This window comes from Niallia sp. WK069_GA_01 (assembly GCF_983173855.1).
This window is the reverse complement of the sequence record NZ_OZ470138.1, coordinates 4148946-4163281: the sequence shown is the minus strand read 5'-3', so window position 1 is coordinate 4163281 and position 14336 is coordinate 4148946. Positions and strand designations below refer to the sequence as shown.

The following is a 14336-nucleotide window of genomic DNA, read 5'->3' as shown; positions in this document are numbered from 1 at the left end:
GTATTCCGTTATGTTATTATTTACCAGTCGAAATACTTGTATTTTTCCTCCTGAACAGTTGTTGTTAGATATGCTAAATAAGTACAGAGGATTATGATAATTTAGGAGCTCAGTTCTATTATGCTTGTTTATGACATACATGATATATAAAGACAAAACATCCTAGAAATGGGGGAAAAAAATGATTTATCGCTTATTAGCTTTAAATATTGATGGCACTCTCCTGCAGTCAAATGGTCGTATAAACAAATCAACAAAAGATGCAATTGAATATGTTCAGCAAAAAGGAATATATGTGACATTAGTAACATCAAGGAGTTTTCCATCTGCAAAAAAAGTGGCAAAAGCATTACGCTTAAATAGCCATATCGTTACACATCAAGGGGCGTTAATTGCCAATAATTTAGAACAAACCATTTATGTAAAAAGAATTGCAGATGATTTAACGTATGATATAGTCCGTTTTTTAGAAGGATTTATCTGTCAAATTCGATTAGTTCATGAAAAATTTTCTCTTGCGAATAAATCGAAGTTAAATCATAATATGTTGGCAAAAACTGTTTTTTCGTCAGGTGATCCAGTCTTTTATTCCCATCAATTTGTCGATGTGCTGAGCGAAGTTTTGCTAGAAGAACCTGTGAGTACACCAAAAATTGAAGTTTATTTTGAAGATAAAAAGGACTGCCATGATGCAATAGAAGTCATGGGGAAAATGTTTGATGATATCAATATTGTGCAAATAAATGAGTTACGTTTAGAAATATTGCCAGAAGGTGTTTCAAAATTAAATGGTTTATTATATTTAGGTGAGCATCTCGGTATAAAAAGCAGAGAGATGGTTGTTATAGGCGACAGTATGGATGATTTAGAAATGATTGAAACAGCTGGACTTGGTGTTGCAATGGGAAATGCATCAAATGAATTAAAATTAGCAGCCGATTGGGTAACAAGATCTAATGACCAGCATGGTGTAGCCTATATGGTAAAAGAACATTTCCGAAAACAACAGCCAATAGAATTTCTTCGTAAAATGAATATTATCAAGTAAGCAGATATTATAATTTTATTTATTATTAATGGGATCCTCACGTTGAAAAACGGAGGATCTTTTGTGTTCTGTAAATGGGAGGAACGCGGAACAGAATCTAAAAGAAATTTTTGACCGGACTAGTTACTTTTTGTACACTAAAGTATAATTAAAATTTACAGAATCCAAAATAAAAGGTGAATAAAAATGAAAGTAATTTCTATAAGTGGTTTAACGGATGACCGTTTAATCAGACCATTAGAACATATAGGCAATTTATTTTTTGAAGATACAAAAGTGATGTTTATCGAGGATGAGGAAGCAGATATTACCATACAATTTGAAGCAAGTCTTTCTGATGATCTGTACACAGTAAGCGGACAAATAATCAACAGACCTTCTTTTAGCTGTACAAAAAATATCAAGCAGCTTACAGACAAAGAGCGTTTTAGACAAGAAAAAAATGCTATATCTCAAGTGTACTTAATGGTGCTGCAAGAGTTTACAGGCATGGTTCAGAAATGGGGAATTTTAACTGGTATTCGTCCGACTAAATTATTACATCGTCATATGCAAAATCAAGTACCAATGGATGTTGCACATCAATCATTAAAAGAAGAATACTTGATGTCGGATGAAAAAATAGAATTAATGCAAAAAATTATCGACCGACAATTAACGGTTATACCAGATTTATATGACTTGAAAAAAGAAGTAAGCATCTATATTGGTATTCCATTCTGCCCAACTAAATGTGCGTATTGCACCTTTCCGGCCTATGCCATTAATGGCAGACAAGGATCGGTTACTTCCTTTTTAGGTGGATTGCATTATGAAATGCAAAAAATGGGAGAATGGCTAAAAGAAAAAAATATTAAGATTACAACCTTGTATTATGGCGGAGGAACACCAACTAGTATAACAGCAGAAGAAATGGACTTGCTTTATGAACAAATGCAGGCATCTTTTCCAAATGTAGAAAATATTCGTGAGATTACTGTGGAAGCAGGACGTCCAGATACAATTACTCCTGAAAAATTAGCCGTTTTGAACAAATGGAATATTGATCGAATCAGTATTAATCCACAGTCCTACACGCAGGAAACGTTAAAAGCCATCGGGCGTCATCATACGGTGGAAGAGACAATTGATAAATACCATATGGCAAGAAAGCATGGGATGAATAATATTAATATGGATTTAATTATTGGTCTGCCAGGAGAAGGAATAAAAGAGTTTGAACATACGTTGGCAAAAACAGAGGAACTGATGCCAGAATCGTTAACGGTCCATACTTTATCTTTTAAACGTGCATCTGAAATGACACGAAATAAAGCAAAATATAAGGTGGCAGAAAGAAGCGAAATTGAAAAGATGATGAAAATGGCAGAAGAGTGGACAGAACAATTTGAGTATGTTCCGTATTATTTATATCGTCAAAAAAATATTTTAGGAAATTTAGAAAATGTAGGATACTCCAAACGTAATCAAGAAAGTATTTACAATATTATAATGATGGAAGAGTTGCAAACAGTAATTGGTATTGGCTGTGGAGCATCCAGCAAGTTTATCCATCCTTTAACAGGAAAAATCACTCAATTCTCTAACCCAAAAGATCCTAAAACGTACAATGATAGCTTTAAAGAATATACAGAACGTAAAATTGATCTATTAAACGAGCATTTTTTAACGGAAGAATCGAATAAATAAGAAGAGCGAAACAGTCCTTGCAGCAGCGAGGGCTGTTTTTTATAAAGCAAGAAAGGATAAGTTTTCTAAAGTCTGATAAATGTCTAGCTTCGCCGTACAAGATGTACAAGTGCCGGCGCTTCCACTGGACGTGGTGTATTTAACCGGCCAGCGCCTAGTGCTTGTAAGTATTGTCTCATGCCTCTAAAAGTAAAAGCTATTAAAAAAAATAAAGTAGAAATGAATGAGATTAGCATGAATGTAAAAACTAAACCAACGGTTATATTTCTAATATTGTATTTTCAACTGATTAAGTAAACGAGTAATGGTTTCCTGCTTTTTTATTCAAAAATCATTGCAATTTTATAAAATAACGAATACTATAGATAATGTTGTTTTTAAATGTTCGTTTTTTGGAGGTATTTATGTTTAAGCTAACGCAAAATAATACAAATGTGAAAACAGAGGTTATTGCTGGTTTTACTACTTTTTTAACAATGGTATATATTGTGATTGTGAATCCGGTTATTTTATCCAGTGCAGGTGTGCCTTTTGATCAGGTATTTTTGGCCACTATTATTTCAGCTGTACTTGGAACATTATGGATGGCGCTATTGGCAAACTATCCGATTGCAATTGCTCCTGGAATGGGAATGAATGCATATTTTGCCTATTCTGTTGTAGGGTCTCATGGTGGAATTGATTATATGGCGGCACTTTCTGCAGTATTTGTAGCCGGAATTATCTTTATTATATTATCGTTAACCCCGTTTCGGGCAAAATTAATTGAGGCAATCCCTGAAAACTTAAAGCACGGCATAACAGCTGGGATTGGTTTATTTATCGCTTTTATCGGATTAAGGCAAACTGGAATTATTGTCGGACATCCAGAAAATTTAGTAGGTCTAGGCAATCTGCAGTCTCCTTCTGTCGTATTGGCACTTGTTGGGCTTGCGATCACGATTATTTTATATGCGATGAATATAAGAGGCGCTTTATTTTTAGGGATGATTGTTACAGGAATCATCGCCTTTTTCACTGGACAGCTTGAATTTAAAGAGGGGTTCCTTGCAGCCCCACATTTACCGGAAGGATTTATTATTAGTAATCCACTTGATGCATTTGGGGATATTTTTCAACATAGTCTATATGCAGTTGTATTTTCTTTTTTATTGGTGACTATTTTTGATACGACTGGAACAATGGTTGGCGTTGCAGAACAAGCTGGTCTGATAAAAAACAATCATTTTCCTAGAGCTAGACAAGCGTTATTAGCAGATTCTGTTGGAACAACTGTTGGTGCAATTTTTGGAACAAGCCCGACAACTGCATATATCGAGTCAACAGCAGGTGTTGCTGCTGGGGGTCGTACTGGATTAACCGGTGTTGTTGTTGCAGTGCTGTTTATTATTTCAGCCTTTTTTGCTCCATTAGTCGGTGCAGTTTCTGGCATTGCTGCCATTACAGCTCCTGCCTTAATTATCGTTGGAAGTTTAATGATGGGTGCCATTGCTCATGTGAAATGGTCAGAATTTGATGAGGCTTTTCCTGCCTTCCTTGTTATATTAAGCATGCCACTTACATCCAGTATTGCTACAGGAATTGCATTAGGATTTATTTCACATCCGCTTATGAAGCTCGTGAAAGGCAAAGGAAAATCCGTTCATCCATTAGTATACGTATTTGCCATTTTATTTTTATATCAACTAGTATTTTTACCGCATTAAAAAAGAAAACAGAAGCGCTCTCTAGCTTGAAATATATAAAATTTAAATGTAAAACATAAGGATATTCTTCTATTTTGGAGAATGTCCTTTTTTACGCATATTTAGCCGGCCAGCGCCTAGCTCTAGTGAGTATTGACTATTGTCTTTTGCTTCTAAAAGTAAAGAACACTTTTTGTAAGTCAAAAGAACATTTTTCTTTATGGCTAAACAACGAGCTTGCGATTTTCTTATTAAATACTTGAAACCTTTTCCTTTTTTAATCGTAAAAAGAATGAAGGAGGAGAGCGGAATGACGTTAGAATTAAAAAATGTTTCGAAAAAGTTTGGGTCTTTTCTTGCAGTGGACAATTTATCCCTTTCTATACCTGAAAAAGAGATGTTTGGATTTTTAGGGGGAAACGGTGCTGGTAAGACGACAACCTTTCGCATGATACTTGGGATTTTAGAAAACAGCGAAGGGGAAATTCTTTGGGACAATAATAGAATTGACTACAAAACAAGTCCTTTTATTGGGTATCTCCCAGAAGAAAGGGGATTATATCCTAAACTAAAAGTAAAAGATCAACTAGTCTATTTGGCGAGATTAAGGGGAATGGATAAAAAGAAAGCGCTGCACGAATTAGAATATTGGTTAAATCGATTTAAGGTTCCTGAATATTTGAATAAAAAGGTGGAGGAGCTTTCAAAAGGAAATCAGCAGAAAATTCAATTTATCAGTGCTGTCTTACATAAACCGAAGTTATTAATTTTAGATGAACCATTCAGCGGTCTTGATCCTATTAATGTAGAGCAACTAAAATCCGCGGTTATTGATTTGAAAAATAACGGAACTACAATTGTTTTTTCCAGTCATCGTATGGAGCATGTCGAGGAAATGTGTGAACACCTTTGCATTATGCACAAAGGGAAACCAGTTGTGCATGGATCGTTAAAGCAAGTGAAAAGAAGCTTTGGAAAAAAGAATGTAACGATACATGCTGATTTTGATCTTGCATTTTTAGGAGATTACCCTGGTGTAGTGAAATTAAAGCAGACAACAGAAGGCGTTTCTTTGCAAATTGAAGGAGAGGAAATTGCGGAGAAAATTCTAAAGGATATTGTGAATAAAGGATTTATTCGAAAGTTTGCATTAGAAGAGCCGTCACTAAATGATATTTTTATCGAAAAGGTAGGTGCTTCTCTTGAATAACTTTTGGATTATTCTTTTTCATACGTATGTAAGTAAATTAAAAACAAAATCATTTATTATTACTACAGCTGTAACCCTTGTACTCATTGTCGCTTTATCCAATATGCAGTCTATCATTCATACTTTTGATAAGGAGGATAAATCGACGATTGCTGTTATTGATCAAACAAATGAATTATTTACACCAATTCAACAAGTGGCTAAGCAGTCGAATAGTGATACGGTGCTTGAAAAATATAAAGGCAGTGAAGAACAAGGAAAACAAGCGGTAGAGAATGAGGACTACGAAGGATTATTAGTAGTAGATTATAATAAGGAAAAGCTTCCAGTTGCTACTTATTATTCTATGAATATTGCTGATTCTTCTGTATCAAGTGATTTAATGGCGAGTATTCAAGCGGTAAAAGGAAATTTAGCAGCAGCGCAATTAAATTTAACGATTGATCAGCTTACGAAATTAAATGAACCTGTGTCCTTTGACCAAGTGGCACTGGAACAAAATGCAAAAACAGCTGAAGAACTAAATCAGGCACGTGGACTTGTATATGTTTTATTATTTCTAATCTATTTTGCTGTTATTATGTATGCCAATATGATTGCGATGGAAGTGGCAACAGAAAAATCTTCTCGTGTCATGGAAATTCTTATCTCAAGTGTGTCTCCGATTAAGCATATGTTTGCTAAAATAATTGGGGTAGGACTTCTAAGTTTAACACAATTGGTCCTTTTACTTTCTGTTGGCTATTATTTTATGACAAATAATAAAGATTTAGGTTCAATGGGCGGGTTTTTAGGTTTTGCTGAAGTGCCTGTTTCTACCATTATTTATGCAGCAGTCTTTTTTATTCTAGGTTATTTTTTATATGCAACATTGGCAGCTCTTCTCGGTTCTCTTGTCAGCAGAATAGAAGATGTTCAACAAATGATTACACCAATGACTTTATTAGTAGTGGCCGGTTTTATGATTGCCATGTTTGGATTGAATGCTCCTGATACAGGATTTGTAACGGTTACTTCATATATACCATTTTTCACTCCTATGCTTATGTTTATGAGAGTAGGAATGTTAAATCTTCCTGTATGGGAGCCAATTTTGGGCGTTGTCATTCTAGTGCTTTCTATTGTTATACTGGCTGCATTTGGAGGAAGAGTATATAAAGGCGGCGTATTAATGTATGGAAAATCAAATTCCTATAAGGATATTAAAAAAGCACTACAGCTTACCAAAAAAGAATAGTTTAAAAATGTAAAATTACGAAAAAAGCACTTTTCTGATAAAGAAAAGTGCTTTTTTGGGGAGATAAAAAAGCATAAAATTTTTGAAATGAGAAGTCTGTCTAGCTCCAGCGCCTAGCCCCTGTGAAAGATAACCTCTTGCCTCTAAAAGTAAAGAACACTTTTTGAGTCAAGAGAACATTTTTCTTCGGGGCTGAACAAGGCGCTTGCGCTTTTCTTATGTTGTAGGAAGCAATATGTTACGTTATAGAAAGAAAATAAAAAAGGAGACGATTTTGTATGGCAATAATAAAAAAAGGAGAAACGGTCGGTCTGATTGCTTGTTCAAATGGGAGACCAATCGAAGCGAAAGTGCAGATGGATGCTTTGGAAATAACATTAAAACAAATGGGGCTAGAAGTTAAGTTTGCCAAGACTATTTATAGTGTGAATGGAACACCATTTAGCGGTACGCCAAAAGAGCGAGCAAAAGCATTAATGAATCTATTTACTGATCCAGCTGTGAAAGTAATATTTGATATTTCAGGAGGGGATGCAGCCAATCAAGTGCTGCCATATTTAGATTTTGAACGAATCAGAAAAAGTCAAACACCATTTGTTGGATTAAGTGACTTATCTGTTATCAATAATGCTATTGTAGCATGCAGCAGTATTCCTGCTTATCATTATCAAATAAGTAATTTAGTTCAGGCAGATAAGCAAGAACAACTCAGCTTATTTAAGGAATTGTTTTTTTCTGATATAACGGATGGAGCTAGCTATAAGACTTTCCCATATACCTGGATTCGTGGAGAGTTTATGGAAGGAGAAATTATAGGGGGAAATACAAGATGTTTTCTAAAATTAGCTGGAACAAAGTATTTGCCTGATGGGAGTAATCGAATTTTATTTTTAGAAAGCCTAGGAGGCGGGCCGGCAAGATTAATGTCCTTATTTACGCAATTAGAGCAAATCGGCATCTTTGAAAAATGCAGCGGGATTCTGCTAGGTGAATTCACAGAAATGGAAACAAAAGGGAGCATGCCGACTGCAGAAGAGCTTCTTTTGGAAGTAACACATTTGCATCAGCTGCCAGTCGCTAAAACATCCTTTTTAGGTCATGGAACAAATGCCCATTGCTTGCCATTAGGATTAAAAATGACATTTGATTAAAGGACAATCTTAAAAAAGCATCTATTTATGTAGCACTAAGCTAAACTCCAGTTGAAGCGAGACAGGCGGAAAGAAAGCAAGAATTTCATGACGAAGCTTTTCTGCAAGCGATGTGAATGAAGAAGATAAACCAATGGCACAACTTCCCATACGACAAGAAAAAGAAAAAATATCAGAACGTGCATTCGTTTTTTTGTCATGATAAAATAGAAGAAAAAGATAGGGGCGTGTTAGGATGAAAGAGATTTCCTTTATCCATTGTGCGGATTTGCATTTAGACAGTCCGATGATTGGGCTTAGAAATTTACCTTCGTCTATTCAGAAGCGACTGCAGGAAAGCACCTTTACTGCATTTGCAAAACTAGTGGAAAAAGCACTCTCTCTACAAGTTGATTTTATCATTATTGCAGGCGATATTTATGATGGAGAAGATAGAAGTATAAGAGCACAAATTCGTTTTAAAAAAGAATTGGAACGTCTTCAAAAACAGAATATTAAAGTATTTATCGTTCATGGTAACCATGATCATTTAAGTGGAAGCTGGGTGCATTTACAGTGGCCGGATAATGTCTATATTTTCCCCGCGGAAGTAACAAAAGCAGTCTTTACAAATGACAATGCGACTGTTTCATTATATGGTTTTAGTTATGAGACAAGACATATTTATGATCGGAAAATAGATACCTATAAAAAAGAGGATAGTACCGACTTTCATATAGGCATACTGCATGGCAGCGTGGAAGGTTCAAGCGGCCACAGTCCGTATGCTCCATTTCGATTACATGATTTGAACTCTAAATTAATGGATTATTGGGCGCTTGGACATATACATAAAAGAGAGGTTTTGCAATCTTCTCCTCCTATTGTTTATCCCGGCAATATTCAAGGCAGACATAAAAAGGAAACAGGCGAAAAAGGTGCCTACTATGTTCGATTGAACGAGACAGGAACAGAATCCATATTTCTTTCAACGGCAGATGTTATATGGAAAAAAATCGAGTTGGATGCCGCAAGTGTGCAAACAGTTGATGAGCTTATTTTATTATGCAGGCAAAAAATAGAGGAAGAAAGAAAAGAGAAGGTTTCTAGTATTCTTCTTGTCGAAATAACAAATGTAAGCATGGAGTCGGTTTATCCGACAGATTTACTGGAAATATTGCAAACGGAAGAAATGGAAGAGGCAGAAGAAAGGCAGTTTGTATGGATCTCTTCGATTAAATTAAAAAGAGATACTACCTGGATAAAGGATAATGTCATAAATGAGTCTGATTTTTATAAAGAGCTTTTTACAATAGCAGAAAATAGGACAGAAGTGGTAAAGGGAGTAGCACCTCTTTATCAAAATCCAGCTGCTCATCGCTTTTTAACAGAGCTGACAGAAGAAGACAAAAAAGACCTGGCGGAAGAAGCAGAGAATTTGCTAATCAGTTTACTATATAAGCGATAGATAGGAGGTGAAGTGATGTTTATTAAATCGATTACGATTTATGGTTATGGCAAGCTTGAGAATCAATCATTTTCTGTTAATGGTCCTCTTCAAGTTTTTTTCGGGGAAAATGAAGCAGGAAAATCAACGATTATGAGTTTTATACATAGCATATTATTTGGCTTTCCCACGAAGCAGCAATCAGAACTACGATATGAACCAAAACATCAGCATAAGTACGGAGGAAAATTATCTGGATTGTTTCCAAACTATGGATTAGTTACGATTGAACGTGTAAAAGGAAAAGCAGCAGGAGATGTAACGGTCACATTAGAAAATGGCAGAAGAGGGCAGGAAGAATTACTGGAAGAGTTGTTAAAAGGTGTGGATAAAGCACTTTTTCAGTCTGTTTTTTCTTTTAATCTTCAAGGATTACAAAATGTCCATCAATTAAGAGGAGAAGAACTGGGAAGGTTTCTATTTTCAACGGGTGCAGTAGGATCAGATGCTTTGTTAAAGGCAGAAAATGAGTTGCAAAAGGAACTCGATCAACGATTTAGACCAAATGGAAAAAAACCGCAGCTTAATGAAAAATTAGCTTTATTAAAAGAAAAGTATCGACAGTTGAAAATGGCAGAAAAAACAAATAGCCAATATCAGCAGCTGCTTAACCAGAAGGGGAATTTGGAAGAATCGATACAACAAGCGGATGAAACGAAGCGACAAATGGAAAAAAACAAACGTCAGCTAGAAGAATGGATAAAAATAAAACCATTAGTGCAAGAAAAAACGGAACTTAAAAAACGAATAGAGCAATATAAAGAATTATCCTTTCCTATAGATGGATTAAATAGATGGGAAAAAATAAAAGAACGAATACTTGCGATTGAAAGTGGAATGCAGCAGATAGACAATAAAATAACAAAAATAGAAGAAGAACAAACAGAATTGTCTCCAAATTTCAGCTTGTTAAATAAAGAAAGTGAAATCTTGTATGCGATGGAAAAGCTGCCATTAGCAGAACAATGGACTAGCCGCAAAAGTTCCTTGTTAATACAAGCTGAGGCGTTGGAAACAGAACTTCATGTGATAGAGGAAAAGCTTCATTTTGTTGACCGTAACAACTTGTTAAAAAGCAATACAAGTGTTTTCTTAAAAGAACAATGCGCTAATGCTAGTTCAACCCAAAAGAGATTAAAAGAATTTAGGGATGAACTTGATTTTCGTCTAATGGAAGAGCAAAAACTGCTGGAACGACTCGAAAAGGATATACAAGTGCATGAATCCGTGTTATTGCCAAACGATAAGAGGAAGCAATTAGAAGAAAGAGCTGATTCGGCACGTCATTACTCCTTTTATAAAGAAAAATATCAGTCACTTGAAAAAGAATTCGTGGAGATAAAAAATCGCCTTAAAAAGACGCAGCAAAAGAAAAAGCAGGAAACTGTTCAATGGACTTTATTTTCCCTGTTTTGGCTGATAACGGCAGCTATGGGAATATGGAGCAATAATGTATTATATATTCTAGTTGGTCTTATAGCCAGCGGTATTGGTGGTTTGCTGCTGTTCCGCAGTAAACAGCAATACAAAAAGGAATATGCTCTTTTACTGAAGAAGCAGCAGGAAATAAGGACTGAATTAGAAACTGTTCAACAAAATTTGAAGGAAGACAAAAGCAGTGATTTTACTCATATTGTGAAAATACTGAAAGAAGATGATGATAATCGAGAAAAGTTCACTCGGTATCAGATCAAATTAGAGCAGCAAAATGAAAGTTATGAAAAAGTACTTCGTGGTTTTGACCAGTGGGAACAGGATAGAAAAGATCTTGATATGCTGTTAAAGAAGCTGGGGAAAGAAACTGGTATCCCACAAGAGCTTGCCCTGCATTACATATATGATGCCTTTTTATTGTTAGAGGAATGGAAGAAAAAAAACAGAGAAAGACATGCTGTTCAAAAAGAAATAGCTTCTATAGAGAGAGACATTGATAAACTGAATGAAGCAATTGTGCAACTGTACAATGATTTTTTTCCGAAAAAGACAGACAGTATACAAAATAAATGTTTTCAGCTGAAAAGCGCTTTAAAGCGAGAAAATGAAAAAAAGATTCGCTGGCAGGAAAACGCCAGGAAGCTGACGGAATATAATCGTGATAGAAAAGACATGCAGGCAGAGTTATCTATCTATCAATCGGAGAAGAAACAATTATTTCAGCTTGCAGAGGTGGAAGATGAAGAACGTTTCCGAGAACAGGCTAAAAAGGATGAAGAGAAAACGCAAATTATGGCTGATGTTGCAACGGTACAGCTTCAATTAGATCTATCTTCTTTTCAAAAGAAAAAAACAATGGAATATATGTTAATCGAAGAACCAGTAATGGAAGTGGAGCAGCTAGATAGGAAGATGAAACAGCTAGAAGAAGACAGCAAACAATGGATGGAAGAGGCAGCAGCATTAAATTTTGAGGTTTTACGTATCGAAACTGGTGGAACATATACGGAGTTATTACATTCTTATAAACAATTAAAAGCAGAATTTGAAGAAGAAGCAAAGGAATGGGGAAAGTATGCTGTTGCAAGGCAGTTCCTTTCTCAAACAGTACAGCAGTATAAAAATAAGCAATTGCCAAAAATGCTGCAAAAGGCAGAAGAGTATTTGCAATTCTTAACAAACGGTAAATATAAAAGAATTATACCTAAAGAGGATGGCGTTGGATTTCTAATAGAAAGCAAAGAACAAGTTTACTTTGAAGCAAAAGAGCTAAGTCAAGGAACCACGGAGCAGCTTTATGTTTCTATTCGGTTGGCGCTGGCTAACACCTTTTATAAAAAATATCAGCTGCCGATTATTATTGATGATAGTTTTGTAAACTTTGATGAAAAAAGAACAAAAAGGGTGATTGAGCTATTAAAATCGAATACAGAAAATCAGCTTCTTTTTTTTACTTGCCACCCTCATATTACCCAGTATTTTAAAAAGGAAGAAGTTTGTTATTTAAATGTAGAGGCAAGCAAAATATAATGTTTCATGCTAATGAGATATATACCATGTCAGGGTAGACAACCATGCAACAAATTTACAGCAAGGAACCCTATTTTCAGGAAAGCCTATAAGAAATAAAAAATCATTTCATGTTATACTACTTTTGTTATGCTCTAAAAAAAATCAAGGCAAATATCATTTGATTAAAGATTAAGTTTTTATAGACAAGTTACTATGGAAAAAGCTTTATTACGTTTTCATGGTATTTTAAATCAATTTGATAGACACCTATGCTAATAGAGAATTACACCATGGCTCATGGAAAGCGAAGTGTATTCCGGTTGCGGACTATTTGAGAAAGCAAGCCTTTTTCAGGGTAGCCTACAGAACAATTTAAAATTAGAAAATAACAAGATAAGGGAGCGGAGTTATTTGAGTAAAAAAGGAGTACTCCATTATGAGGTTGGAGAACAAATTGAATTATTTTTATTAATAAAAAGTGCAACAAAAGCAATCGCAAGTAATGGCAAACCGTTTTTAACACTGATCTTTCAAGATAAGAGTGGCGATATAGAGGCAAAACTTTGGGATGCAACAGATGCAGATGAGCAAAACTATCGGGCAGAAGCTATAGTAAAAGTGAATGGAGATATCCAAAACTATCGTGGAAGACTGCAGTTAAGAATACGCCAAATTAAATTAGCGAATAAAGAAGATAATGTTCGCTTGGCAGATTTTTTAGAAACAGCCCCTTTAACGCAAGATGAAATGATGAGCAAAATAACACAGTATATATTTGAAATGCAGAATTCAAAAATTCAAAGACTAACAAGGCATTTGGTTAAAAAATACCAACAAGCTTTTTTAGAGTACCCGGCAGCTACAAAAAATCATCATGAATTTGTGTCTGGATTAGCTTACCATGTTGTAAGTATGTTAGATTTGGCAAAGGCAATTGCGAACCTTTATCCTAGTCTAGATAAGGATCTTTTATATGGTGGCATTATTCTTCATGATTTAGGAAAGGTATTAGAACTTTCAGGTCCTATTTCTACTGTTTATACTGTAGAAGGAAATTTACTAGGTCATATTACGATTATGGTAAATGAAATCGGAAAAGCAGCTGATGAATTGGATATTAGCGGAGAAGAATTGATGCTGCTTCAGCATATTGTTTTATCTCACCATGGAAAAGCAGAGTGGGGCAGTCCAAAAGCTCCATTAATTAAAGAAGCGGAAATCATTCATTATATTGATAATTTAGATGCAAAAATGAATATGCTTGATGGTGCATTAGAAAGAGTAAAACCGGGTGAGTTTACAGAACGAATTTTTCCATTGGAAAATCGATCCTTTTATAAACCTACTTTTCACAAATAGTAGAAGAGATGTGGTCATTAGGGAAACATAGGAATAATCTACTTTTTCTAGCATATGATGAAGTATAAATAGTGATATGCTTTTTTATAGATGGAAGGAGTAGATGAACAATGTTTAGTATACCGATGTGGGTTCTATTTGTATTTGGTGGAATTGTCGTCAGTGCTTTTATGGCAGTTAAAACAGGAAAAGAAGAAAGACAGCAGGAGAATGAAGGGATAGAGAGAGAAGGCGAAGAGTATATGAAGCGTCTAGAACAAGAGAAACAGCGGCGACAGGGGAATAAAGAAGAGAAAGTGTTCGAAAACTGATAGCGAGTCAAAGGGGTGCCTTACAGGCGCACAGAAAAGCTGCTAAAAAGCGGATAGACAGTCTAGCACTAGCCTTTCTTCTCGCCTGTCTCGCAAATGGTGAGTTGTATGAACGCCTCACCAAATTACTATTATGTGGCGTTTTTAAACTAGAAATATCATCTTTATCCTAATAGTGAATGTTTTCTCTATAAATAATAACGTATAAAACACT

At 35.2% G+C, this 14336-nt stretch carries 10 protein-coding genes; all 10 read left to right on the top strand.

What is annotated here, in order from left to right:
- The first annotated feature begins 181 nt into the window (after positions 1-181).
- Positions 182-1048, top strand: a complete 867-nt coding sequence (locus AC5LWL_RS19395; protein WP_493435845.1) for a Cof-type HAD-IIB family hydrolase — start codon at positions 182-184, stop codon at positions 1046-1048.
- Positions 1049-1234: 186 nt separating this feature from the next.
- Complete coding sequence (locus tag AC5LWL_RS19390) at positions 1235-2737, top strand: coproporphyrinogen III oxidase (protein ID WP_493435844.1); 1503 nt, start codon at positions 1235-1237, stop codon at positions 2735-2737.
- 404 nt (positions 2738-3141) lie between these two features.
- A complete protein-coding gene (locus tag AC5LWL_RS19385) occupies positions 3142-4443 on the top strand; it encodes an NCS2 family permease (RefSeq protein WP_493435843.1) in 1302 nt (433 codons plus the stop codon).
- A 289-nt stretch (positions 4444-4732) separates the two neighbouring features.
- Entirely contained in the window at positions 4733-5632 is a 900-nt protein-coding gene (locus AC5LWL_RS19380) for an ABC transporter ATP-binding protein (protein WP_493435842.1), read from the top strand.
- A complete protein-coding gene (locus tag AC5LWL_RS19375; RefSeq protein WP_493435841.1) occupies positions 5625-6869 on the top strand; it encodes an ABC transporter permease in 1245 nt (414 codons plus the stop codon). The genes AC5LWL_RS19380 and AC5LWL_RS19375 overlap by 8 nt, the downstream gene beginning before the upstream one ends.
- A 278-nt stretch (positions 6870-7147) precedes the next feature.
- Positions 7148-8020 (top strand): S66 family peptidase, encoded by an 873-nt coding sequence (locus tag AC5LWL_RS19370; RefSeq protein WP_493435840.1) that lies wholly within the window; start codon positions 7148-7150, stop codon positions 8018-8020.
- A 235-nt stretch (positions 8021-8255) separates the two neighbouring features.
- The gene (locus tag AC5LWL_RS19365; RefSeq protein ID WP_493435839.1) at positions 8256-9467 is read left to right on the top strand and encodes a metallophosphoesterase family protein; all 1212 of its coding nucleotides are present in this window, start codon (positions 8256-8258) and stop codon (positions 9465-9467) included.
- Positions 9468-9482: 15 nt separating this feature from the next.
- Positions 9483-12470: an ATP-binding protein gene (locus AC5LWL_RS19360; RefSeq protein ID WP_493435838.1), complete on the top strand. Its 2988-nt coding sequence runs from the start codon at positions 9483-9485 to the stop codon at positions 12468-12470.
- Between the two features lie 393 nt (positions 12471-12863).
- Positions 12864-13811, top strand: coding sequence for a 3'-5' exoribonuclease YhaM (gene yhaM / locus AC5LWL_RS19355; protein ID WP_493435837.1), 948 nt, complete (start codon positions 12864-12866; stop codon positions 13809-13811).
- A 110-nt stretch (positions 13812-13921) separates the two neighbouring features.
- Positions 13922-14122: a sporulation YhaL family protein gene (locus AC5LWL_RS19350; RefSeq protein WP_493435836.1), complete on the top strand. Its 201-nt coding sequence runs from the start codon at positions 13922-13924 to the stop codon at positions 14120-14122.
- Positions 14123-14336 lie beyond the last annotated feature (214 nt).

Bases quoted from the DNA above. Each gene is read 5' to 3' on its own strand.
- AC5LWL_RS19390 (WP_493435844.1), top strand. From the start codon at position 1,235: ATGAAAGTAATTTCTATAAGTGGTTTAACGGATGACCGTTTAATCAGA.
- AC5LWL_RS19350 (WP_493435836.1), top strand. From the start codon at position 13,922: ATGTTTAGTATACCGATGTGGGTTCTATTTGTATTTGGTGGAATTGTC.
- AC5LWL_RS19380 (WP_493435842.1), top strand. From the start codon at position 4,733: ATGACGTTAGAATTAAAAAATGTTTCGAAAAAGTTTGGGTCTTTTCTT.
- AC5LWL_RS19385 (WP_493435843.1), top strand. From the start codon at position 3,142: ATGTTTAAGCTAACGCAAAATAATACAAATGTGAAAACAGAGGTTATT.
- AC5LWL_RS19360 (WP_493435838.1), top strand. From the start codon at position 9,483: ATGTTTATTAAATCGATTACGATTTATGGTTATGGCAAGCTTGAGAAT.
- AC5LWL_RS19370 (WP_493435840.1), top strand. From the start codon at position 7,148: ATGGCAATAATAAAAAAAGGAGAAACGGTCGGTCTGATTGCTTGTTCA.
- AC5LWL_RS19365 (WP_493435839.1), top strand. From the start codon at position 8,256: ATGAAAGAGATTTCCTTTATCCATTGTGCGGATTTGCATTTAGACAGT.
- AC5LWL_RS19395 (WP_493435845.1), top strand. From the start codon at position 182: ATGATTTATCGCTTATTAGCTTTAAATATTGATGGCACTCTCCTGCAG.